The following is a 23070-nucleotide window of genomic DNA, read 5'->3' as shown; positions in this document are numbered from 1 at the left end:
AAGATCATGAGCGAAGCTCTGAACGAACTGGGCGCCCATATCGAGGCCAAGCGCCCCGATTGCGTCGCCGCCTGGGATGTGTCCTTCGGTGAGCTGAACATCGACGTGACCCCCTCGAACATCGTGGGCTTTGTCGAGTTCCTGCGGACCGACAGCTCCTGCAAGTTCTCGTCGCTGGTCGACATCACGGCGGTGGATTACCCCGAACGGCCGAAGCGGTTCGACGTGGTCTATCACTTCCTGTCGATGTACCAGAACCAGCGCATCCGCCTGCGCGTCGCCGTGCGCGACGACGAGATGGTGCCCTCGATCACCAGCGTGCACAAATCGGCCGACTGGTTCGAGCGTGAGGTGTTCGACATGTTCGGCATCGTCTTCTCGGGCCACCCGGACCTGCGCCGCATCCTGACCGACTACGGCTTCCGCGGTCACCCGCTGCGCAAGGACTTCCCCACCACCGGCTATACCGAGGTGCGTTACGACGAGGTGCAGAAACGCGTCGTCTACGAACCCGTCAGCCTGGTGCAGGAATACCGCCAGTTCGATTTCATGTCCCCCTGGGAGGGGGCCGAGTATATTCTTCCCGGTGACGAGAAGACCGAAGAGGGGGCGAAGTGATGGACGGATCCAAAGGTTTCGACGACGCCCAGACGGGCGAACAGCAGATCCGCAACTTCAACATCAACTTCGGGCCCCAGCACCCGGCGGCCCACGGCGTGCTGCGCATGGTGCTGGAGCTGGACGGTGAGATCGTCGAGCGGGCGGACCCGCATATCGGCCTTCTGCACCGTGGCACCGAAAAGCTGATGGAAAGCCGCACCTACCTCCAGAACCTGCCCTATATGGACCGGCTGGATTACGTGGCGCCGATGAACCAGGAACACGCCTGGTGCCTGGCCATCGAAAAGCTGACCGGGGTCGAAATCCCGAAACGCGCCTCGCTGATCCGCGTGCTGTTCTGCGAGATCGGGCGCATTCAGAACCACCTGCTGAACGTGACGACCCAGGCCATGGACGTGGGCGCGCTGACACCGCCGCTGTGGGGCTTCGAGCCGCGCGAAGATCTGTGCATCTTCTACGAACGGGCCTCGGGCGCGCGCTTCCACGCCGCCTATTTCCGCCCCGGTGGCGTGCACCAGGATCTCAGCGACAAGCTGCTGGATGATATCGAGGAATGGGCGATCGAGTTCCCGGCCAAGCTGGATGACATCGACAGCCTGCTGACCGAGAACCGGATCTTCAAGCAACGGAACGTCGACATCGGTGTCATCACCGAGCAGGACATCCAGGACTGGGGCTATTCCGGCGTCATGGTGCGCGGGTCGGGCCTGGCCTGGGACCTGCGTCGTGCGCAGCCCTATGAATGCTACGACGAGTTCGACTTCCAGATCCCCGTCGGCAAGAACGGCGACTGCTATGACCGCTACCTTTGCCGCATGGCCGAGATGCGCGAAAGCGTGAAGATCATGCGCCAGGCCATCGTCAAGCTGCGGGAAACCCCCGGCGACGTTCTGGCGCGCGGCAAGCTGACCCCGCCGAAGCGCGGCGAGATGAAGACCTCGATGGAGGCGCTCATCCACCACTTCAAGCTTTATACCGAGGGCTTCCACGTCCCGGCTGGCGAGGTCTATGCCGCCGTCGAGGCGCCCAAGGGCGAGTTCGGCGTCTACCTGGTGGCAGATGGCACCAACAAGCCCTACCGCGCCAAGCTGCGCGCCCCGGGCTTCCTGCATCTGCAATCCATGGACTACGTGGCCTCGGGCCACCAGCTGGCCGACGTGGCGGCGATCATCGGCACGATGGACATCGTGTTCGGCGAGGTCGACCGTTGATGCTGGGCGACGTCACGATTTCCCTGTGGCAGCTGCTGGTCGGCGCCGTCTGCGGCCTTGTGGCCGTGCTGGCGGCGCGGGGCGGCTCGCGTCTGCTGATCGGGGCGATCGTGGGTGCGGCGGTGGCCGTGCTGATGGATATCGGACGGGGGTACTTCTGATGCGGATGCTGGCACTGCGCGTGGCCCTGGGGGCCGGTGGCCTGGCCCTGGCGGCCTGTACCATGCCCCCCAGCGACCTGCCCCCCGGGGCGGCCGAGAATTTCAACGACGCCGTGGCCTCGGTGGGCTGTGTGCTGCGCACCGAACGGGACTACCTGCCGGTGGAACTGCAAACCGGGATGACCCGGGAACAGGCCATCGCGCTGGCGCAGTACAAGATCGTCAGCGGCGAGGCGATCTCGCTGCCCGACGGGGCGGTTCAGCTGACGGTCGGGGACTGCGCCGTCTGAGGCGCGCCGCACCGATGACGACAGGCGGCCCTGCCGCCGACAGACGACAGAGGCGGGCGACCGTCGCAACAGAACGGGCCCCAGTGGGCCGGAGCGGGGCCAACCCCGCGCCAACGACAGAGTAAAGGACGGGACCTGAGCCGATGCTGAGACGCCTGCACCACGAACAGCCGGAGAGCTTCGCCTTCACCGAGGCGAACATGAAATGGGCCGAGGGCCAGATTTCCAAGTACCCGGAAGGCCGTCAGGCCTCTGCCATCATTCCGCTGCTCTGGCGGGCCCAGGAACAGGAAGGCTGGCTAAGCCAGCCGGCCATCGAATATGTGGCTGACCTGCTGGGCATGGCCTATATCCGTGCGCTGGAGGTTGCGACCTTCTACTTCATGTTCCAGCTGCAACCGACCGGCTCGGTCGCCCATATCCAGATCTGCGGCACCACGACCTGCATGATCTGCGGCGCCGAGGATCTGATCTCGGTCTGCAAGGAAAAGATCGCGCCCAAGGCCCATGCCCTGTCGGCGGACGGCAAGTTTTCCTGGGAAGAAGTCGAATGCCTGGGCGCCTGCGCCAACGCACCGATGGCCCAGATCGGCAAGGACTACTACGAAGACCTGACCGCCGAAGGCCTGGCCGCGCTGCTGGACAAGCTGGCGGCGGGCGAGGTGCCGGTGCCGGGGCCGCAGAACGGCCGCTTCTCTTCCGAACCCGCGGGCGGCGCCAAGGCGCTGTCGCAGTGGGAAGAAAGCAAGGTTGCCCATAACGGTTCGGTCGCCCGCGCGGTCGAGATCGGCGATACGGTGAAACGCATCGACGGCACCGAAGTGCCGATCCTGACCCCCTGGCGCGATGCCAAGCCCGCAGGCCCCGCCGAAACCCCGGTGGTCGAGGCCGAGGCCAAGCCCGCCGCCGACAAACCCGCCGACGACACCGGCGTGACCAAGCAGGCCGCCCCTGCCGAGGCCACCGCCAAGCCCACCCCCGCCGTCTCGGCAGAGGCCGTGGCCGCCGCGGGCGAGGGTGCCAAGCCCGAGGCCCTGGAGGGCCCGCGCGACGGCAAGGCCGACAATCTGAAAGAGATCTCGGGCGTCGGTCCGAAGCTGGAAAGCGTGCTGAACGAGATCGGCATCTTCCACTTCGACCAGATCGCGTCCTGGGACGCGGCGCAGGTTGCCTGGGCGGACCAGAACCTGGTCGGCTTCAAGGGCCGTGTCAGCCGCGACGACTGGGTCGGTCAGGCGCAGAAACTGGCGTCGGGCGAACAGACCGATTTCTCGAAACGCGTGAAAGACGGCGACGTCTACGAGGACAAGTGATCTAGGCCATGGCGATGATGAGCAGCAACCTTTGCAGGATGACGGGGCAGGCGCTTGGCGCCGCTCTGGCGCTTGCGCTGCTCATCGGTCTGACCGGGCCCCTGGGGTTTCTGGGCGCGCTGGTTCTGGCCGTTCTGGCCGGGGCGGGTCTGGTGGTCGGGCTGCAACGGTTCGTCTGCCAGGGGCAGGCGGGGCAGGGGCCGGTGACCGGCGTCGCCCATCAGGCCGCCGAGGCCGTCCGCGCGCCGGACGGCGAAGTGCAGCCGGGCCGCAGCGTGGAACGCGCAGCCCCCCTGGCCGAGGGCATCGCCGCGCCGCAGGCCGCGCCTGCCGAAGAGGCCCCGGCTGAGGCGAGCGCCGAAGCGACCGCCACGCCGGTGGCAGAGACAGAGATGGCGCAGGCCCCGGTCGAACCGGATGACCTGCAACGGCTGAAGGGCGTCGGCCCGAAACTGGCCGGGGCGCTGGCGGCGGCGGGGATCACCCGCTTCGACCAGATCGCCGCCTGGACCGAGGCCGATCTGGCCTGGGTCGACGAGAACGTGAAAGGGGCCCGGGGGCGGGCCAGCCGTGACGGCTGGATCGCCCAGGCCCGCGAGATGTCCGCCGACAATGCGGCGGGCTGAGGAATGGAGATGACGGAAGACCACGCGAAAGAGCTGGAACTGGCCCGCAAGGGGCGCCTGGTGGGCATCGTGATTGCGGTGACCATGGTGCTTTGGATGGCCCTTCAGTTCGCGGGCGGCCAGATCGGCCTGCCGCAGCGCTACGTCTTCCTGTTCGATTTTGCCGCCATCGCCGCCTTCGTCTGGGCGCTGGTGGTGGTGGCGCAGATCTGGCGTGCGCGCCGGGATGACAAAGGGTAAGACATGCTCAAGGATCAGGATCGTATCTTTACCAATCTCTACGGCATGAACGACCGCTCGCTGAAAGGCGCGCAGGCACGTGGCCATTGGGACGGCACCGCGGGCATCCTTGCCAACGGGCGCGACTGGATCATCCAGCAGGTGAAAGACAGTGGCCTTCGCGGTCGGGGCGGTGCGGGCTTCCCCACCGGTCTCAAGTGGTCCTTCATGCCGAAGGAAAGCGACGGGCGCCCCGCCTATCTGGTGATCAACGCGGACGAATCCGAACCCGCGACCTGCAAGGACCGCGAGATCATGCGCCACGACCCGCATACGCTGGTCGAAGGGGCGCTGATCGCCGGTTTCGCCATGAACGCGGTCGCCGCCTATATCTACATCCGCGGCGAATACATCCGCGAGAAAGAGGCCCTGCAAGCGGCCATCGACGAGGCCTATGATGCCGGTCTGATCGGCAAGAACGCCTGCAAGTCCGGCTACAACTTCGACGTCTTCCTGCACCACGGGGCAGGGGCCTATATCTGCGGCGAGGAAACGGCGCTGATCGAAAGCCTGGAAGGCAAGAAGGGGATGCCCCGGATGAAGCCGCCGTTCCCGGCGGGCGCGGGCCTTTACGGCTGCCCGACCACGGTGAACAACGTCGAGTCGATCGCCGTCGTGCCGACCATCCTGCGCCGCGGCCCCGAATGGTTCAGCAGCTTCGGCCGCCCGAACAACGCCGGCACCAAGCTGATGGCGCTGACCGGCCATGTGAACACCCCTTGCGTCTTCGAAGAGCAGATGTCCCTGTCGGTGCGCGAGATCATCGAGCATCACGGCGGCGGCATTCGCGGCGGCTGGGACAACCTGAAGGCCATCATCCCCGGCGGCGCCTCCTGCCCGGTGCTGCCCAAGGACAAGCTGGAAGACGCGATCTTCGATTTCGACTGGATGCGTCAGAACCAGTCCAGCTTCGGCACCGGCTGCATGATCGTCATGGACAACTCGGTCGACGTGGTGAAGGCCGTCTGGCGCCTGTCGAAGTTCTTCAAGCATGAAAGCTGCGGCCAGTGCACGCCCTGCCGCGAAGGCACCGGCTGGATGATGCGTGTCATGGATCGTCTGGTGACCGGCGAGGCCGAGCCGGAAGAGATCGACATGCTGCTGGACGTGACCAAGCAGGTCGAGGGTCACACCATCTGTGCCCTGGGCGATGCGGCGGCCTGGCCGATCCAGGGCCTGATCCGTCACTTCCGCGACGAGATCGAGGACCGGATCAAGCGCCAGAAGACCGGCCGGTCCACCACCATCCTGACCGCTGCGGAGTAAGTCCATGATGTCCCTGTCCGCCCCCAAGATCGCGACCCGCCTGGCCCTTCTGGCCTGCGTCGGCCTTTCCGTGACCGCCTGTTCCCGGCTGACCCCCTGGGCCAACGGTGCGCGCCCGGTCTTCGACGGGGAGTATTTCCGCGCCAAGGTCGAGTTCGACAAGGAGACCCCCGAGGTCTTCACCGTCGCGGTGCGGGATGCGGGCAAGACCCTGGCAGGGGCGCGCGAGGCGGGCCGGCTTGAGGCCAACACCCACTGCATCACCTATTTCGGCAGCAGCCAGATCGAATGGGACGCCTCGAACCCCGATGCCGAGGATACCGCCCTGATGATCCAGGACGGCACCCTGATCATGAGCGGGAGCTGCCGCGGATGGTAACCCTGCGCGCATATCCCTTCGGCCTGCGGGCCGCGCATCGCCGGGCCTCTGCCCGGCGGCGGGCGGTGGCATGGGCGGGATCTGCGCGCCGTCGCCCGACCCTGGGCGATGTTTCGCCGCGTGCCCCTGGCGCGCGGGCGATGCTATTGAATAACAGTTCGGCGGGCGCCGATCTGCGGGGTGAAACCCCGCAGAAAGGATATGCCATGCGCCCCGTTTCCTCCCTTCGTCTTCGTCCCGTCCTGGCCGCCGCGCTGACGGCGCTGTTGCCGCTGATGCCCCTGGCCGCCCAGGCCAGCACCGGCGGCGACCTTCCGCCCCTGCGCGAGGTCGAGGAGATCGACCGCAACATGCTCTGGGTCGCCCTGGCGATCGAGATCAGCGACCATTGCGACCAGATCGCCCCGCGCAACCTGAAAGGGCTGCTGGTGCTGAACGATCTGCGCGCCCGGGCCCGCGATCTGGGCTATTCCAACGCGGAAATCGAGGACTACGCCACCAGCGACGCGGAAAAGGCGCGGATGCGCCAGCTGGGCGAGCAATACGTGAAATCCCAAGGACTGGACCCCGATGTCCCGGCGGATCTGTGCAGCCTCGGCGCGGCCGAGATCGCTCGGAATAGCCGCATCGGCGCCCTCTTGAAAGCAAAGTGAGCACCCATGTCTGACCTTCGCAAGATCATCATCGACGACCAGGAGATCGAGGTCGATCCGGCCCTGACGCTGATCCAGGCCTGTGAACAGGCCGGTGTCGAGGTGCCGCGGTTCTGCTATCACGAGCGTCTGTCGATCGCCGGCAACTGCCGCATGTGCCTGGTCGAGGTCGTCGGCGGCCCGCCGAAGCCCGCCGCCTCTTGCGCGATGCAGGTCAAGGACATGCGCCCCGGTCCCGATGGCGCGCCGCCGGTGATCAAGACCACCTCGCCGATGGTCAAGAAGGCCCGCGAAGGGGTCATGGAATTCCTGCTGATCAACCACCCGCTGGATTGCCCGATCTGCGACCAGGGCGGCGAATGCGACCTGCAAGACCAGGCGATGGCCTATGGCGTCGACTTCTCGCGCTATCGCGAGGCGAAGCGCGCCACCGATGATCTTGATCTGGGCCCGCTGGTCGATACCCACATGACCCGCTGCATCAGCTGCACCCGCTGCGTGCGCTTCACCACCGAGGTGGCGGGGATCACCCAGATGGGCCAGACCGGCCGGGGCGAGGATGCGGAAATCACCTCGTATCTGAACAAGACGCTGGATTCGAACCTGCAGGGCAACATCATCGACCTGTGCCCCGTGGGCGCGCTGGTGTCGAAACCCTACAGCTTCACCGCCCGCCCGTGGGAGCTGACGAAGACCGAAACCGTGGATGTGATGGATGCCCTCGGCTCCAACATCCGGGTCGATACCAAGGGCCGCGAAGTGATGCGGATCATGCCGCGCAACCATGACGGCGTGAACGAGGAATGGATCTCGGACAAGACGCGCTTCATCTGGGACGGTCTGCGCCGCCAGCGTCTGGACCGCCCCTATGTGCGCAAGGACGGCAAGCTGACCCCCGCCACCTGGCCCGAGGCGCTGGCCGCCGTGGCCGGTGCAGTGAAGGGCGCGCAAAGCCTGGCCGCGCTGGTTGGCGATCTGGCCCCGGTCGAGGCGGTCTTCGCGCTGAAGCAGCTGATCGAAGGGCAGGGCGGTGTCATCGAATGCCGCACCGACCGCGCCCGTCTGCCCGCCGACAACCGCTCGGCCTATGTGGGTAACGTGGCGATCGAGGAGATCGACAGCGCCAAGGAAATCGTGCTGATCGGCACCAACCCCCGGGTCGAGGCGGCGGTGCTGAACGCGCGCATCCGCAAGGCCTGGAGCAAGGGCGCCAATGTTACCCTCGTCGGCCCCGCCGTCGATCTGACCTATGACTACACCCATGCGGGCACCGGCCGCGCCGCGCTGGCCGATCTGAAGGTGGGCGAAGACGCCATCGTGATCGTCGGCCAGGGCGCGCTGAACGAGGCCGACGGCGCCGCCGTCCTGGCCGCCGCCCAGGCCCTGACGGGCAAGCTGCTTGTGCTGCACACCGCCGCCTCGCGCGTCGGCGCGCTGGACGTGGGCGCGGTGACCGAGAAAGGTCTGGACGCCATGGAAGGCGCCGACGTGATCTTCAACCTCGGCGCGGATGAGGTCGAGATCGGCGAAGGGCCCTTCGTGATCTATCAGGGCAGCCATGGGGACCGGGGTGCGATGCGCGCCGATGTCATCCTGCCCGCCGCCGCCTATACGGAAGAAAACGGTCTCTTCGTGAACACCGAAGGCCGCCCCCAGCTGGCCATGCGCGCGGGCTTTGCCCCCGGCGAGGCCAAGGAAAACTGGGCGATCCTGCGGGCGCTGTCGGCAGAGCTGGGCGCGACCCAGCCCTGGGACAGCCTGGCACAGTTGCGTCAGGCCCTGGTGGCCGAGGTGCCGCATCTGGCGATGATCGACCAGGTGCCCGCCAACGACTGGGTGGCGCTGCCTGCTGCGCCCCTGGGCGACGCGGACTTCCGCCTTGTCATTCGCGACTTCTACCTGACCAACCCGATTGCCCGGGCTTCCGAGGTCATGGCGGATCTGTCGCGCATGGCCGCCGAACGCGCCGCGGCGCCCCTGGCGGCCGAATGAAAGCTGTCGCGATCATAGGATCCGGGGCCCTGGCGGCCCTCAGCGGCTGCGGGATGACCTGCGCCGGACCGGAGGGCGGCTGCACCCCGCAGCCCGCCACCCGTGCTGCGCAGATGCCTGCCGCATCGCTGGCCTATGACGGGATTGAGACCCGCCTTCTGGATGGGGACCTGGTGAATTTCCATGTCTCCATGCGGGGGGCGCGCGGGCCCGAGGATCTCTCGGACTACGCGGAATGTGCGGCGGCGCAATATGCGCTGATCCGCGGCTACGGATTTGCAAGACATCTGCGCACAAATGTCGCCGAGGTCTCTGGTCACTGGGAAGCAGATGCGGTTTATACCGTCTCGGCAGCCCTGCCCGAGGGTTTGCGCACGATCGATGCGGAAGTTGTCGCTGCGCATTGCGCGGAAAACGGAATACCGACGGTGTGAGGACACATGGCTGAGTTTTTCACCTCTAACCCGCTAGGCATCCTACTGACGATTGTTGGACAGGTGCTTTTGATCGTGGTGCCCCTGCTGGTGTGCCTCGCCTTTCTGCTATACGCGGACCGCAAGATCTGGGCCGCGGTCCAGCTGCGGCGCGGACCCAACGTGGTCGGCGTCTTCGGTCTGCTGCAGAGCTTCGCCGACTTCGGCAAGTATATCCTGAAGGAGGTCGTGGTGCCGGCGGGCGCCGACAAGTTCGTCTTCTTCCTCGCTCCGATGATGAGCTTCGTTCTGGCGATGATCGCCTGGGCGGTGATCCCGTTCAACGACGGCTGGGTCCTGTCGGACATCAACGTGGCCATCCTTTATGTCTTCGCCGTTTCCTCGCTTGAGGTTTACGGCGTGATCATGGGGGGCTGGGCGTCCAACTCGAAATATCCCTTCCTGGGCTCGCTGCGCTCTGCCGCGCAGATGATTTCCTACGAGGTGTCTCTGGGTCTGATCATCATCGGCATCGTCATCTCGACCGGCTCGATGAACTTCGGCGACATCGTCGCGGCGCAGGACACGGGCTATGGCATCTTCAGCTGGTACTGGCTGCCGCACTTCCCGATGCTGTTCCTCTTCCTGATCTCGGCCCACGCCGAGACCAACCGCCCGCCCTTCGATCTTCCGGAAGCGGAATCGGAACTGGTGGCCGGCTATCAGGTGGAATACAGCTCGACCCCCTTCCTGCTGTTCATGATCGGTGAATATGTCGCCATCGTGCTGATGTGCGCCCTGACCACCACGCTGTTCTTCGGCGGCTGGCTGTCTCCGATCCCGGGTCTGCCCGACGGCTTCCTGTGGTTCTTCGGCAAGTGCATCCTGGTCTTCTTCATCTTCGCGATGACGAAATCGGTCGTGCCGCGCTACCGCTACGACCAGCTGATGCGCATCGGCTGGAAGGTCTTCCTGCCGCTGTCGCTGGGCTGGGTCGTGCTGGTGGCATTCCTGGCGAAATTCGAACTCTTCGGCGGCGCCTATGCCCGCTGGATGATTGGAGGCTGATCATGGCAAGCGTCGACTATACCCGCGCCGCCAAGTACTTCCTGCTGATGGACATCTTCAAAGGCTTCAAGATGGGGTTCAAATACCTCATGAAGCCGAAGGCCACGCTGAACTACCCGCATGAAAAGGGGCCGCTGTCGCCCCGCTTCCGCGGTGAACATGCGCTGCGCCGCTATCCCAACGGGGAAGAGCGCTGCATCGCCTGCAAGCTGTGCGAGGCGATCTGCCCGGCCCAGGCCATCACCATTGATGCCGAACCGCGCGAAGACGGCTCTCGCCGGACCACGCGTTACGACATCGACATGACGAAATGCATCTACTGCGGCTTCTGCCAGGAAGCCTGCCCGGTGGATGCCATCGTCGAGGGGCCGAACTTCGAGTTTGCCACCGAGACCCGCGAAGAGCTGTTCTACGACAAGGAAAAGCTGCTGGATAACGGGGCCCGCTGGGAAGCCGAGATCGCCCGCAACCTGGAACTGGATGCGCCCTACCGATGATCCGTTCCGTTGAACATAAGCCGGGAAAGGGGGCCGCCCATGGCTGATGCCCAAAACCCGTTCGAGATGTTCATCCGGCACGCCCAGGACATGGCCAAGTCCATGAACCCGGCGCTGGAGAGCTTCACCCCCAAGGGGTTCGAGGCGCTTTGGCCGACGATGCCGAAGGAATGGATGGAGCTTGCCTTTGGCAACACCGTCAACACGGAAGGGCTGGACGCCAAGACCCGCCTTTTCCTGACCCTCGCGGGTCTGACCATGCAGGGCGCACAGGCCGAAAGCCAGCTGCGTATCACCGTGCGCCACCTTCTGGAGGCGGGCGCGAAGAAACAAGAAATCGCCGAGGCCATCGCACAGATGTCGATGTTCGCCGGTATTCCCGCCATGACCAAGGCCGCCCAACTGGCGAAAGAGGTCATGGACGAACAAGAGGATGATGAGACATGAGCGTCGCCGCCTTCTCCTTTTACCTTTTCGCGATCTGCGTGCTGGCCGGGGGCCTGTTCACCGTGATCTCGCGGAACCCGGTGCATTCGGTGCTCTGGCTGATCCTCTCCTTCCTCAGCGCGGCGGGCCTGTTTGTCCTGCTGGGTGCGGAATTCGTCGCCATGCTGCTGGTCATCGTCTACGTGGGGGCGGTCGCCGTGCTGTTCCTCTTCGTGGTGATGATGCTGGATGTCGACTTTGCCGAGCTGAAGGCGGAAATGGCGCGCTACATGCCGCTGGCTCTGCTGATCGGGGTGATCCTGCTGATGCAATTCGCCCTAGCCTATGGCAGCTGGACCGAGGCGGAAACCGCCGAGGCCGCGCGTCTGGCCGTGGCCCCCGAGGGGGTGCAGAACACCGCGGCCCTGGGCCTGCTGATCTACGAACAATACTTCCTGGTCTTCCAGCTGGCGGGCATGGTCCTGCTGGTGGCGATGATCGGGGCCATCGTCCTGACCCTGCGGCACCGCCAGGACATCAAGCGCCAGAACGTGCTGGCGCAGATGTGGCGCGACCCGGCCAAGGCGATGGAACTGAAAGATGTGAAACCGGGGCAGGGGCTTTAGGCCTCTGACCGGTGTCAGATTGGCCCCGGGTGCGCCCGGGGCGAAACAAACCCGGAGCGGGCCGCGCGGCCGGCTTCAAAGAAATTGAAAAGCGACCCCGGACCGATCCGGGGGAGGGAAACGGGACAGCGATGAGCATTGCCAGCTGGATAGCCATCATTTTTGCGGGCGTCTTCCTGCCCGTCACCGTTGGCCTCGCCAAGGGCTGCAAGGCGGGACCGAAAGCAAAAGGAGACCGCGGATGATCGGAATCGAACATTACCTCACGGTGGCGGCGGCGCTGTTCGTCATCGGGATCTTCGGGATCTTCCTGAACCGGAAGAACGTGATCATCCTGCTGATGAGCATCGAGCTTATCCTGCTGTCGGTGAACATCAACCTGGTGGCCTTCTCCAGCTTCCTGGGCGACCTCGCCGGTCAGGTCTTCACGCTCTTCGTTCTGACGGTGGCCGCGGCGGAGGCGGCGATCGGGCTTGCCATTCTCGTCTGTTTCTTCCGCAACCGCGGCACCATCGCCGTGGAAGACGTCAACGTGATGAAAGGCTGAGCCCATGGTCCCCATCATTCTTCTTGCGCCGCTTGCCAGCGCCATCATCGCCGGCTTCGGCTGGCGGTTGATCGGCGTGAAGGGCGCGCAGATCCTCACGACCGGCGTTCTGTTCCTGGTCTGCCTGCTCAGCTGGATCACCTTCTTCAACACCCCCGCCGAGACCCAGCACGTCGAGATCCTGCGCTGGATCGAAAGCGGCTCGCTGTTCACCTCCTGGGGGGTGCGCGTCGACCGTCTGACCACCATCATGCTGATCGTGGTCACCACGGTTTCGGCCCTCGTGCACCTCTACAGCTTCGGCTACATGGCGCATGACGAGAACTTCAAAGAGGGCGAGGAATACCGCCCCCGCTTCTTCGCCTACCTGTCCTTCTTCACCTTCGCGATGCTGTCGCTGGTGACCTCGGACAACCTGGTGCAGATGTTCTTCGGCTGGGAAGGCGTGGGCGTGGCCTCTTACCTGCTGATCGGTTTCTACTACAAGAAACCCTCGGCCGGTGCCGCCGCCATGAAGGCCTTCGTGGTGAACCGGGTCGGTGACTTCGGTTTCATCCTCGGCATCATGGCGCTGTTCTTCCTCACCGACAGCATCTCGCTGGACGTGATCTTTGCCTCGGGCGCGACCCTGGGCGAGACGACCCTGCATTTCCTGTGGCGCGACTGGAACGCGGCCAACCTGATTGCCTTCCTGCTGTTCATCGGCGCGGCGGGTAAATCGGCGCAGCTGTTCCTGCACACCTGGCTGCCGGACGCGATGGAAGGCCCGACCCCGGTGTCGGCGCTGATCCACGCCGCCACCATGGTGACCGCCGGTGTCTTCATGATCTGCCGCATGTCGCCGCTGATGGAATATGCGCCCGACACCATGGCGCTGATCACCTTCATCGGCGCCACCACCGCCTTCTTCGCCGCCACCGTCGGCCTGGTGCAGAACGACATCAAGCGCGTCATCGCCTATTCGACCTGTTCCCAGCTGGGCTACATGTTCGTGGCCGCGGGCGTCGGCGTCTATTCCGCCGCCATGTTCCACCTGCTGACCCACGCCTTCTTCAAGGCGATGCTGTTCCTCGGCGCCGGTTCGGTCATCCACGCGATGCACCACGAACAGGACATGCGGAACTACGGCGCCCTGCGCAAGAAGATCCCCTATACCTTCTGGGCGATGATGATCGGCACCCTGGCCATCACCGGCGTCGGTATTCCGCTGACCCACATCGGCTTTGCGGGCTTCCTGTCGAAGGATGCGATCATCGAAAGCGCCTGGGCGGGCACCCAGGGCGGCTATGCCTTCTGGATGCTGGTCATCGCCGCGCTGTTCACCTCGTTCTATTCCTGGCGCCTGATGTTCATGACCTTCTACGGTCCGCAGAAGGGCGACAAGCATACCCACGAACACGCCCATGAAAGCCCGACCGTCATGCTGATCCCGCTGGGGGTCCTGTCCCTGGGCGCGATCTTTGCCGGGATGCTGTGGTACGCGCCGTTCTTCGGCGACCATGACAAGGTGACCGAGTTCTTCGGGATGCCGCACCACGCCGAAGCCAGCGCGGAAGGCCATAGCGAAGAGGGCGCGGTCGCGACCGAAGAGCACGCCACCGCCGATGCGGGCCACGGCGCCGCCGCCGAAGGCGACCACGCGGTCGCCACGGGCACGGCGCCCCAGGGCGCGATCTACATCTCGGCCGACAACCACGTCATGGACGAGGCGCACCATGCCCCCACCTGGGTCAAGGTCAGCCCCTTCGTCGCGATGCTGATCGGTTTCGTCACCGCCTGGGTCATGTACATCAAGCAGCCGAGCCTGCCGGCCCGCGTGGCCGAGGTGAACCGGCCGCTGTACCTGTTCCTGCTGAACAAGTGGTACTTTGACGAGATCTACAACTTTATCTTCGTGCGTCCGGCCCTGTGGATCGGTCGCCTGTTCTGGAAGGGCGGTGACGGCAAGATCGTCGACGGCGGGATCAACGGGCTGGCCATGGGGATCATCCCCTTCTTCACCCGCCTCGCTGGTCGCGCGCAGTCCGGCTACATCTTCACCTACGCATTTGCCATGGTCATTGGCATCGCGGTCTTCGTGACCTGGATGACGATGACCGGAGGGGCCGAATAATGAGCAATCTTCTCTCCATCGTCACCTTCATGCCCGCGATCGCCGCGGTGATCCTGGGCGTGTTCCTGCGGGGTGAGGACAAGGCGGCTCAGCGCAATGCCAAATGGGTGGCGCTGATCGCCACCACGCTGACCTTCCTGGTGTCGCTCTTCATCTTGGCGGGCTTCGATCCGGCGGACACCGGAATGCAGTTCGTCGAGGAACGCGACTGGCTTCTGGGCCTGAAATACAAGATGGGCGTCGACGGGATCTCGGTCCTCTTCGTGCTGCTGACGACCTTCGTCATGCCGCTGACCATCTGGTCGTCCTGGGAAGTGGACAAGCGCGTCAAGGAATACATGATCGCCTTCCTGCTGCTTGAGACGCTGATGCTGGGCGTCTTCATGGCGCTGGACCTGGTGCTGTTCTACCTCTTCTTCGAGGCCTCGCTGATCCCGATGTTCCTGATCATCGGCATCTGGGGCGGCAAGAACCGCATCTATGCCTCGTTCAAGTTCTTCCTCTACACCTTCCTGGGCTCGGTCCTGATGCTGGTCGCGATGGTGGCGATGTTCGCCGACGCGGGCACCACCGACATCCCGACGCTGATGACGCACGAGTTCAGCTCGTCGCCGGTCACCGTGCTGGGCATGACCATCACCGGCGGGATGCAGACGCTGCTGTTCCTGGCCTTCTTCGCCAGCTTCGCGGTGAAAATGCCCATGTGGCCGGTGCATACCTGGCTGCCCGACGCCCACGTTCAGGCGCCGACCGCAGGCTCGGTCATCCTGGCGGCCATTCTGCTGAAGATGGGCGGCTACGGCTTCCTGCGCTTCTCGCTGCCGATGTTCCCGGTGGGCGCCGATGTGATGGGCACCTTCATCCTGGCGATCTCGGCCATCGCGATCGTCTACACCTCGCTGGTGGCGCTGGTGCAGGAAGACATGAAGAAGCTGATCGCCTATTCCTCGGTCGCGCACATGGGGTACGTGACCATGGGGATCTTCTCGGTCAACCAGCAGGGCCTGGACGGCGCCATCTTCCAGATGCTGTCGCACGGCTTCATCTCGGGCGCGCTGTTCCTCTGCGTGGGCGTGATCTACGATCGGATGCACACCCGCGACATCGACGCCTACGGCGGCCTGGTGAACCGGATGCCGGCCTATGCGCTGATCTTCATGTTCTTCACCATGGCCAACGTCGGCCTGCCGGGCACCTCGGGCTTCGTGGGTGAATTCCTGACCCTGATGGGCGCCTTCCAGGCCAATACCTGGATCGCCCTGATCGCCGCGACCGGCGTGATCTTCTCGGCGGCCTATGCGCTGTATCTCTACCGTCGGGTCGTCATGGGCGACCTGATCAAGGAAAGCCTGAAGTCGATCACCGACATGAAGGCGCGCGAGAAGTGGATCTTTGCTCCGCTGGTCGCCATGACCATCCTGCTGGGGATCTACCCCAGCCTCGTGACGGACATCATCGGCCCCTCGGTCGAGCTGCTCGTCGACAATCATGAAACCGCGCTGGCAGCGGCGGATCGCCTGGGCGATCACGGCGCTACCGTGGCCGCATCGCACTAACCGGAGGCCAAGAGACAATGCTTCAGGCTGATCTGAACGTCATCCTGCCGGAGATCCTTCTGGCACTCTACGCGATGCTGGCGCTTGTCGGGGTGGTCTACACCGGCAAGGACAAGCTGACGGCGCCGCTGACCTGGCTGACCGCGCTGGTCTTCGTCCTGCTGGGTCTGTGGATCGCGGCCCGCGACGTGTCCGAGCTGGCCTTCGGCGGCTCGTTCCACGCCGATGGTTTCGCCAAGTTCGCCAAGGTGGCGGTGCTCTTCTCCGCCGCCGCGGTGCTGGTGATGGGGCAGGACTACCTGGCACGCCGCAAGGTGACCAACTTCGAATACCCCGTGCTGGTGGCCCTGGCGGTCCTCGGCATGATGGTCATGGTCTCGGCCGGCGACCTGATCGTGCTCTACATGGGCCTCGAACTGATGTCGCTGGCGCTGTACGTCGTGGCCTCGCTGCGCCGTGACAGCGTGAAGTCGACGGAATCCGGCCTGAAGTACTTCGTGCTGGGCTCGCTCAGCTCGGGGATGCTGCTGTACGGCGCCTCGCTGGTCTACGGCTTCTCGGGCACCACGCTGTTTTCGGGCATCATCCAGGCCGCAGGCGAGGGCCGCGCGCCCCTGGGCCTGCTCTTCGGTCTGGTCTTCATGATCGCCGGTCTGTCCTTCAAGGTCTCGGCCGTGCCCTTCCACATGTGGACGCCGGACGTCTACGAGGGCGCGCCGACCCCGATCACGGCCTTCTTCGCCACTGCGCCGAAGGTGGCCGCCATGGCGCTGTTTGCCCGGGTGACCCATTCGGCCTTCGGCGGCATCGTCGCCGACTGGCAGCAGGTCATCGCGCTGATCGCCGTGCTGTCCATGTTCCTGGGCTCGATCGCCGCCATCGGCCAGACCAACATCAAGCGTCTGATGGCCTATTCCTCGATCACCCACATGGGCTTTGCCCTGATGGGCCTGGCCGCGGGCACCGCCTTTGGCGTGCAGGCGATGCTGATCTACATGGCGATTTACATCGTGATGAACATCGGCGTCTTCGCCTTCATCCTGACCATGGAACGCGACGGTCAGCCCGTCACCGACATCTCTTCGCTGAAGATGTATTCGACCGCCTATCCGGCCCGCGCCCTGGCGCTGCTGATCCTGATGTTCAGCCTGGCAGGCGTGCCGCCGCTGGTTGGCTTCTTCGGTAAGTTCTACGTGCTGCGCGCCGCCTATGACGCGGGCCTGGTGTGGCTGGCGGTGCTGGGCGTGGTCGCCTCGGTCATCGGTGCCTTCTACTATCTGCGCATCGTCTACTTCATGTACTTCGGCGAGGCGGAAGAGCCGCTGGACAAGCCCAAGGGCGCCATCCTCTGGGGCTTCCTCATGGCCTCTGCCGCGATCATGCTTCTGGGCGTGGTGAACCTCTTCGGGATCGAGGGCATGGCCCAGGCCGCCTCGCTCGCCCTGGTGAACTGAGCCTAACGTGACGGCGCAGAACGGCTGGCCATCCGGCATCGACCGGGTGGTCCTGGCCCAGACCACATCGACTTTGGACGAGGCCAGAACCCGCTTTGCCGCGGGTCTGGCCTCTCCGCTTTGGATCCTGGCGCTGGATCAGACGGCGGCGCGCGGGCGACGGGGGCGGCCCTGGGTGCACCCCAAGGGCAATTTCGCCGCCTCGCTGGTGCTGCCGCTTCAGGCCGGGCCGCAGGACATGGCCCTGCGCAGCTTCACCACATCCCTGGCCCTGCATGACGCGCTGGTCACCCTGACCGGCCGGGCCGAGGCCTTTGCGCTGAAATGGCCCAATGACGTGCTGCTGCATGGCGGCAAGCTGGCCGGGATCCTGCTGGAGACGCTGAGCCGGGGCAATCGCCCGGCGGCGCTGAACATCGGCATCGGGATCAACCTGGCCCAGGCCCCTGACGCGGGCGAGGTCGAGGCGCGCGCCCTGCGGCCCGTCTCGCTGGCGGGCGAACTGGGCGCCCTGGTGAACCCGGAAGAGATGCTGGAGGCCCTGGCCCCCGCCCATGCCCATTGGGAAGCGGTGCTGACCACCCGGGGTTTCGCGCCGGTGCGCGACGCCTGGCTGGCCCGGGCCGCCCGTCTGGGGGAAGAGGTGACGGCACGTTTCGGCACCCACGACCTGACCGGCATCTTCGAAACAGTGGACGCGCAGGGGCAACTTGTGCTTTCCACCGGCGGCAAACGCCATGCGGTGGCCGCGGCCGATATCCATTTCGGCCCTGGCAGCACCGGCTGAGGGGGGAGGAAACCCATGCTTCTGGCTATCGACTGCGGCAATACGAACACCGTCTTTTCCATCTGGAATGGGACCGAGTTCCTCTGCACGCTGCGCACGTCCACCGAACATCAGCGCACGGCGGACCAGTATTACGTCTGGCTGTCCACCCTGCTGGCGCACAACAAGATCCCGATGGACATCAACGCGGTGATCATCTCGTCCACCGTGCCGCGCGTGGTCTTCAACCTGCGCGTCCTGGCGGATCGCTATTTCAACTGCCGTCCGCTGGTGGTGGGCAAGCCCGAATGCGCCCTGCCGGTGGAACCGCGCGTGGACGAGGGCACCCAGGTCGGCCCCGACCGTCTGGTCAATGCGGCGGGCGCCTATGACCGCTACGGCGGCGACCTGATCGTGGTGGACTTCGGCACCGCCACCACCTTTGACGTGGTCAGCCAGGACGGCGCCTATGTGGGCGGCGTCATCGCGCCCGGCGTCAACCTGTCGCTTCAGGCCCTGCACGAGGCCGCCGCCGCGCTGCCCCATGTGGACGTGACCAAGCCGCAGAAGGTGATCGGCACCAACACCGTGGCCTGTATGCAAAGCGGGGTGTTCTGGGGCTATGTGGGCCTGGTTCGGGGCATTTGCGACCGGATCAAGGGCGAATATGACCGGCCCATGCGGATTATCTCGACCGGGGGGCTTGCACCCCTGTTCCAGCAGGGCGATACGCTGTTCGACCATTTTGATGAGTTCCTGACCATCCACGGCCTCAGGATCATCCACGATCATAACCAGTCATTGGGGACCGCATGAGCAACGAACGGCTGATCTACCTGCCTCTGGGCGGCGCCGGCGAAATCGGCATGAACGCCTATGTCTACGGCTACGGCGAACCCGGGCAGGAACGGCTGATCCTGGTCGACATGGGCGTCGCCTTTCCGGACATGGACACCACGCCGGGGGTGGATCTGATCTTTGCCGATGTCACCTGGCTGGAACAGAACCGCGACCGCCTGGAAGGGGTGTTCATCACCCATGCCCACGAAGACCACGTGGGCGCCGTTGGCCACCTGTACGAGCGCCTGGGCCAGCCCCGGATCTTCGCCCGTGCCTTCACCGCCAATATCGCCCGGGGCAAGCTGTCGGAATACGGCGTCGGCCCCGAGGCCGTCACCACCGTCTCGGCCTGGCCCGAGCAGGTGAAGCTGGGTCCCTTCACCGTGGGCTTCCTGCCGATCTCGCATTCCATCCCCGAAAGCTCGGGCCTGGTGATCGACACCAACGAGGGCCGCGTGCTGCACACCGGCGATTTCAAGCTGGACCCGAACCCGCTGGTCGGCGAGGCCTGGGATCCCGATCTTTGGGGTGAGGTCGCCAAGGGCGGCGTCAAGGCGCTGGTCTGCGACAGCACGAACGTCTTCAGCCCCAACCCCGGCCGCTCCGAGGCCGAGGTCGGCCCCGAGGTCGAAAAGCTGATCGCCGAGGCCAAGTATATGGTCATCGCCACCACCTTTGCCTCTAACGTGGCACGGGTGAAGACCTTGGCCGAGGCCGCCGAACGCGCCGGTCGCTCGATCTGCCTGATGGGCCGCGCCATGCGCCGCATGGTCGAGGCCGGGCTGGAAACCGGCGTGCTGTCGCGCTTCCCCACCGTGGTCAGCCCGGAAGAGGCCCGCGACATCCCGCGCGAGAACCTGATGCTGCTGGTCACCGGCAGCCAGGGCGAACGCCGCGCCGCCTCGGCCCAGCTGGCCCGGGGCAAGCACCATGGTCTGACGCTGAAAGAGGGCGATCTGTTCCTCTTCTCGTCCAAGACTATCCCGGGCAACGAGAAGGGCGTCATCGCCATCATGAACCAGCTCAGCGAGATTGGCGTCGACATCGTCGATGACAGCTCGGGCCGCTACCACGTTTCGGGCCACGCCAACCGCCCGGACCTGGAGACGATGCACCGCGTGACCAATCCGCAGATGGTGATCCCGATGCACGGCGAGCACCGTCACCTGCGCGAGCACGCCAAGATCGCCATGGCCGCCGGTCGTGGGGCCGAGGTCTGTGTGAACGGCATGATGCTGGACCTGTCGGGCAATGCGCCGAAGGTGGTCGAGCATATCGAGACGGGCCGCACCTATCTGGACGGCTCGGTGCAGATCGGCTTCCTCGACGGGATCGTGCGCGACCGGATCCGCATGGCCCTGAACGGCCATGTCACCGTTACCGCCGTGCTGGACGAGCAGGACGAGCCCCTGGGCGATCCCTGGTGCGACCTGATGGGTCTGCCGGAAGTGGGCAAGTCCAAGTCGCCCCTGTCGGACATCCTGGAACATGACCTCAGTCAGTTCCTGGGCCGCGCAGATGCCAAGACCCTGCGCGACGATGACAAGCTGGAAGAGGCCCTGCGCCGCATCGTGCGCAACTCGGCCAATGACGAGATCGGCAAGAAGCCCGAAGTGACCGTCGTCGTCTCGCGCCTGACGGCCTGAGCGACGGCTGCGCTTCCCTGACGGCTCGGGTCGCCTGCGGCGGCCTGGGGTTCAGGGGGCGGGCAGCCTGGGCAGCTCTCGCCGCAGCAATGCGGCGCGGGCCAGCTGCGCCGCCTCGGCGGCCCCGGTGCTGCCACGGCCGCGCGCCAGAACGCGGCCGAAATCTGGATCATCGCCAGCGGTTTCCAGGGGGGGCTCGCCCGCATGGACGGCCTCCAGCCGGGTCAGCAGGGCCAGCAGGCCGGGGGCGCGATGCGCGGTCGGGGCGAACTCGACCCCCAGACGCCGGTCCGAGGACCAGCGCAGGGCGGCGCGGAAATGGCCCACATCCTCCAACCGAAAGCGCATACGGTCGAACCGGCCCTGGGCGCTGCCGTAGTTGGCCACATGCATGGGCAGGCAGACCCCGGCGCCGCCCAGCGAAATATCCACCAGCATGGCCGAGACGGTCTGATCGCCCAGCGTCAGCACGCAGGGGCGGCGCAGCGGATAGCGCGGATGCCGCCGCCGGGTCAGCAGGTTCTGTGGTGCAACGACAATGCTCATCCCATGGCCTTTCCCAATCCCCCGGGCCGCAGCATTGGGGGCAGGGGTTACCTTTCCCTGAAGAGCGGGGCGTAAAGCCGCTGCAATTCGCCGGACCCGTGGACAAGGCGGGCAGGGGGCAGGCCCCACGGAAAAGGGCCGCCCCTGGGGGCGGCCCTTGATCTGTCTGTCCGGCTGCGGCGGGGATCAGCCCGCGCGGCGCTCGTCGAAGGACAGGGCGATGAAGCTGGGCAGGTGATCGCCCATGCCGACCACGACCTTTTCGTTGCCACGGCCCTTGCCGCTGCGCGAGGAGGAGCTGCGCGAGCGGTCCGAGCCGCCCTTGTTGCTGTCGCCCCGGTTGTCGTTCCGGTCGTTGCTGCGGCTGTCGCTGCGGCTGTCATTACGCTCGGCCCGTTGTTCGGGCTTGGCCTCGGCGCGGCTCTCGGGCTTCTCGGCGCGGGCGGGGGCGGGGGCCTTCTCGGCCGCCTTCGGCGCCACGGCGGCAGTCTCTGCCACGGCCTCGGGGGCCTGATCTTCCTTGGGCTTGCGCGACCGGGTGCGCGAGCGCGACCGCGACGAGGACTTGGCCTCTTTCGCCTCGTCACTGGCCGCCTCCGGGGCCTCGGGTTTGGCCGCCGGGGCCGCCTTCACGCCGGGCAGCTCCAGGCGCGGGATTTCGCGGGCCACCAGGGCCTCGATATCCGCCAGGTTCTTCTCGTCGCGGGGCACGCAGATCATCACCGCCTTGCCCTTGCGCCCGGCGCGGCCGGTGCGGCCGATGCGGTGCACATAGTCCTCGGAATGGGACGGCACGTCGAAGTTGAAGACGTGCGACACCGAGGGCACGTCCAGACCGCGCGCGGCCACATCCGAGGCCACCAGGATCTTCAGCGAGCCATCGCGGAAACCGTCCAGGGTGCGCATCCGCTGCGACTGGTCCAGGTCGCCATGGATCGGCGCGGCGTCATAGCCGTATTTCTTCAGTGACTTGGCGGTGACGTCGACATCGGTCTTGCGGTTGCAGAAGATGATGGCGTTGGTCAGGCTGTCGCCTTCCATGTCGATCAGCTGGCGCAGGATGCGGCGCTTCTCGCTGCCCTCGCGGTCCTTGCGGCTGGGTTTGTACATCACCACCGATTGCTCGATGTTCTCGCCGGTGGTGGCCTGGCGGGCAACCTCGATCCGCTCGGGCGCGGAGAGGAAGGTGTTGGTAATGCGTTCGATCTCGGGGGCCATGGTGGCCGAGAAGAACAGCGTCTGCCGGGTGAAGGGCGTCAGCGAGAAGATGCGTTCGATGTCGGGGATGAAGCCCATGTCGAGCATCCGGTCGGCTTCGTCCACCACCATCACCTCGACGCCGGTCAGCAGCAGCTTGCCACGTTCGAAATGGTCCAGCAGGCGGCCGGGGGTGGCGATCAGCACGTCGACACCCCGGTCGATCAGCGCGTCCTGCTCCTTGAACGAGACGCCGCCGATCAGCAGCGCCTTGGTCAGCTTCATGTACTTGGTGTACTGGTCGAAGTTCTCGGCCACCTGGGCGGCCAGTTCCCGCGTCGGGCACAGCACCAGCGAGCGCGGCATCCGGGCCCGGGCACGGCCCTTGGCCAGGCGGGTGATCATCGGCAGGGTGAAAGAGGCGGTCTTGCCGGTGCCGGTCTGGGCGATGCCCAGCACGTCCTTGCCTTTCAGCGCATGGGGAATCGCCCCGGCCTGGATCGGCGTGGGGGTTTCATAGCCCGCATCAGCAATGGCTTTCAGGACCTTCGGGTCCAGGTCGAGGTCAGAGAACTTGGTCATTT

General features: G+C 65.5%; 25 protein-coding genes. 23 read left to right on the top strand and 2 right to left on the bottom strand.

Annotated features, from left to right (window positions below; translation table 11 throughout):
* Nucleotides 1-6: 6 nt before the first annotated feature.
* From ACRARE_RS14350 to ACRARE_RS14240, 23 genes are all read left to right on the top strand, one after another.
* On the top strand, nt 7-618 hold the full coding sequence (locus ACRARE_RS14350; protein WP_432657132.1) for an NADH-quinone oxidoreductase subunit C: 612 nt from the start codon (nt 7-9) through the stop codon (nt 616-618).
* Nucleotides 618-1832, top strand: coding sequence for an NADH-quinone oxidoreductase subunit D (locus tag ACRARE_RS14345; protein ID WP_432657131.1), 1215 nt, complete (start codon nt 618-620; stop codon nt 1830-1832). The genes ACRARE_RS14350 and ACRARE_RS14345 overlap by 1 nt, the downstream gene beginning before the upstream one ends.
* On the top strand, nt 1832-1993 hold the full coding sequence (locus tag ACRARE_RS14340) for a hypothetical protein (RefSeq protein ID WP_432657130.1): 162 nt from the start codon (nt 1832-1834) through the stop codon (nt 1991-1993). Before ACRARE_RS14345 ends, ACRARE_RS14340 begins: the two co-directional genes overlap by 1 nt.
* Nucleotides 1993-2283 carry a hypothetical protein gene (locus ACRARE_RS14335; RefSeq protein WP_432657129.1) on the top strand — a complete coding sequence of 97 codons (291 nt, stop codon included), beginning with the start codon at nt 1993-1995 and terminating at the stop codon, nt 2281-2283. The genes ACRARE_RS14340 and ACRARE_RS14335 overlap by 1 nt, the downstream gene beginning before the upstream one ends.
* Nucleotides 2284-2426: 143 nt before the next feature.
* The gene (locus ACRARE_RS14330; protein WP_432657128.1) at nt 2427-3596 is read left to right on the top strand and encodes an NADH-quinone oxidoreductase subunit E; all 1170 of its coding nucleotides are present in this window, start codon (nt 2427-2429) and stop codon (nt 3594-3596) included.
* A gap of 8 nt (nt 3597-3604) precedes the next feature.
* On the top strand, nt 3605-4222 hold the full coding sequence (locus ACRARE_RS14325) for a helix-hairpin-helix domain-containing protein (protein ID WP_432657127.1): 618 nt from the start codon (nt 3605-3607) through the stop codon (nt 4220-4222).
* A gap of 3 nt (nt 4223-4225) precedes the next feature.
* Nucleotides 4226-4462, top strand: a complete 237-nt coding sequence (locus ACRARE_RS14320) for a DUF5337 domain-containing protein (RefSeq protein ID WP_432657126.1) — start codon at nt 4226-4228, stop codon at nt 4460-4462.
* Between the two features lie 3 nt (nt 4463-4465).
* Nucleotides 4466-5767 carry an NADH-quinone oxidoreductase subunit NuoF gene (gene nuoF, locus ACRARE_RS14315; protein ID WP_432657125.1) on the top strand — a complete coding sequence of 434 codons (1302 nt, stop codon included), beginning with the start codon at nt 4466-4468 and terminating at the stop codon, nt 5765-5767.
* Nucleotides 5768-5771: 4 nt separating this feature from the next.
* Nucleotides 5772-6146, top strand: coding sequence for a hypothetical protein (locus ACRARE_RS14310; RefSeq protein ID WP_432657124.1), 375 nt, complete (start codon nt 5772-5774; stop codon nt 6144-6146).
* Nucleotides 6147-6352: 206 nt separating this feature from the next.
* Nucleotides 6353-6799: a DUF5333 domain-containing protein gene (locus tag ACRARE_RS14305; protein WP_432657123.1), complete on the top strand. Its 447-nt coding sequence runs from the start codon at nt 6353-6355 to the stop codon at nt 6797-6799.
* A gap of 6 nt (nt 6800-6805) precedes the next feature.
* A complete protein-coding gene (nuoG, locus tag ACRARE_RS14300; RefSeq protein WP_432657122.1) occupies nt 6806-8791 on the top strand; it encodes an NADH-quinone oxidoreductase subunit NuoG in 1986 nt (661 codons plus the stop codon).
* Between the two features lie 113 nt (nt 8792-8904).
* Nucleotides 8905-9225, top strand: coding sequence for a YNQ4 family lipoprotein (locus tag ACRARE_RS14295; RefSeq protein WP_432657248.1), 321 nt, complete (start codon nt 8905-8907; stop codon nt 9223-9225).
* A gap of 6 nt (nt 9226-9231) precedes the next feature.
* On the top strand, nt 9232-10272 hold the full coding sequence (nuoH, locus tag ACRARE_RS14290; RefSeq protein ID WP_432657121.1) for an NADH-quinone oxidoreductase subunit NuoH: 1041 nt from the start codon (nt 9232-9234) through the stop codon (nt 10270-10272).
* A gap of 2 nt (nt 10273-10274) precedes the next feature.
* Nucleotides 10275-10769, top strand: coding sequence for an NADH-quinone oxidoreductase subunit NuoI (gene nuoI, locus ACRARE_RS14285; protein WP_432657120.1), 495 nt, complete (start codon nt 10275-10277; stop codon nt 10767-10769).
* Between the two features lie 39 nt (nt 10770-10808).
* Nucleotides 10809-11216 (top strand): carboxymuconolactone decarboxylase family protein, encoded by a 408-nt coding sequence (locus ACRARE_RS14280; RefSeq protein WP_432657119.1) that lies wholly within the window; start codon nt 10809-10811, stop codon nt 11214-11216.
* Nucleotides 11213-11821, top strand: a complete 609-nt coding sequence (locus ACRARE_RS14275; RefSeq protein WP_432657118.1) for an NADH-quinone oxidoreductase subunit J — start codon at nt 11213-11215, stop codon at nt 11819-11821. The genes ACRARE_RS14280 and ACRARE_RS14275 overlap by 4 nt, the downstream gene beginning before the upstream one ends.
* 241 nt (nt 11822-12062) lie before the next feature.
* Nucleotides 12063-12368, top strand: a complete 306-nt coding sequence (gene nuoK, locus ACRARE_RS14270; RefSeq protein WP_010141392.1) for an NADH-quinone oxidoreductase subunit NuoK — start codon at nt 12063-12065, stop codon at nt 12366-12368.
* 4 nt (nt 12369-12372) lie between these two features.
* Complete coding sequence (gene nuoL, locus ACRARE_RS14265) at nt 12373-14481, top strand: NADH-quinone oxidoreductase subunit L (protein ID WP_432657117.1); 2109 nt, start codon at nt 12373-12375, stop codon at nt 14479-14481.
* Nucleotides 14481-16037 carry an NADH-quinone oxidoreductase subunit M gene (locus ACRARE_RS14260; RefSeq protein WP_432657116.1) on the top strand — a complete coding sequence of 519 codons (1557 nt, stop codon included), beginning with the start codon at nt 14481-14483 and terminating at the stop codon, nt 16035-16037. Before nuoL ends, ACRARE_RS14260 begins: the two co-directional genes overlap by 1 nt.
* 17 nt (nt 16038-16054) lie before the next feature.
* Complete coding sequence (gene nuoN, locus ACRARE_RS14255; RefSeq protein WP_432657115.1) at nt 16055-17491, top strand: NADH-quinone oxidoreductase subunit NuoN; 1437 nt, start codon at nt 16055-16057, stop codon at nt 17489-17491.
* Nucleotides 17492-17498: 7 nt separating this feature from the next.
* Nucleotides 17499-18278: a biotin--[acetyl-CoA-carboxylase] ligase gene (locus ACRARE_RS14250; RefSeq protein WP_432657114.1), complete on the top strand. Its 780-nt coding sequence runs from the start codon at nt 17499-17501 to the stop codon at nt 18276-18278.
* Between the two features lie 15 nt (nt 18279-18293).
* On the top strand, nt 18294-19073 hold the full coding sequence (locus ACRARE_RS14245; RefSeq protein ID WP_432657113.1) for a type III pantothenate kinase: 780 nt from the start codon (nt 18294-18296) through the stop codon (nt 19071-19073).
* Nucleotides 19070-20743 carry a ribonuclease J gene (locus ACRARE_RS14240; RefSeq protein ID WP_432657112.1) on the top strand — a complete coding sequence of 558 codons (1674 nt, stop codon included), beginning with the start codon at nt 19070-19072 and terminating at the stop codon, nt 20741-20743. The genes ACRARE_RS14245 and ACRARE_RS14240 overlap by 4 nt, the downstream gene beginning before the upstream one ends.
* A 51-nt stretch (nt 20744-20794) precedes the next feature.
* On the opposite strand, the gene ACRARE_RS14235 is transcribed toward ACRARE_RS14240, so the two are convergent.
* Together ACRARE_RS14235 and ACRARE_RS14230 are read right to left on the bottom strand one after the other, a co-directional pair.
* Entirely contained in the window at nt 20795-21289 is a 495-nt protein-coding gene (locus ACRARE_RS14235; protein ID WP_432657111.1) for a PilZ domain-containing protein, read from the bottom strand.
* A 186-nt stretch (nt 21290-21475) separates the two neighbouring features.
* Nucleotides 21476-23068 (bottom strand): DEAD/DEAH box helicase, encoded by a 1593-nt coding sequence (locus ACRARE_RS14230; protein WP_432657110.1) that lies wholly within the window; start codon nt 23066-23068, stop codon nt 21476-21478.
* Nucleotides 23069-23070 lie beyond the last annotated feature (2 nt).

The organism is Pseudooceanicola aquaeponti (assembly GCF_050897975.1).
Classification (GTDB): Bacteria; Pseudomonadota; Alphaproteobacteria; order Rhodobacterales; family Rhodobacteraceae; genus Pseudooceanicola.
This window is presented reverse-complemented; position numbering and strand designations above follow the sequence as displayed.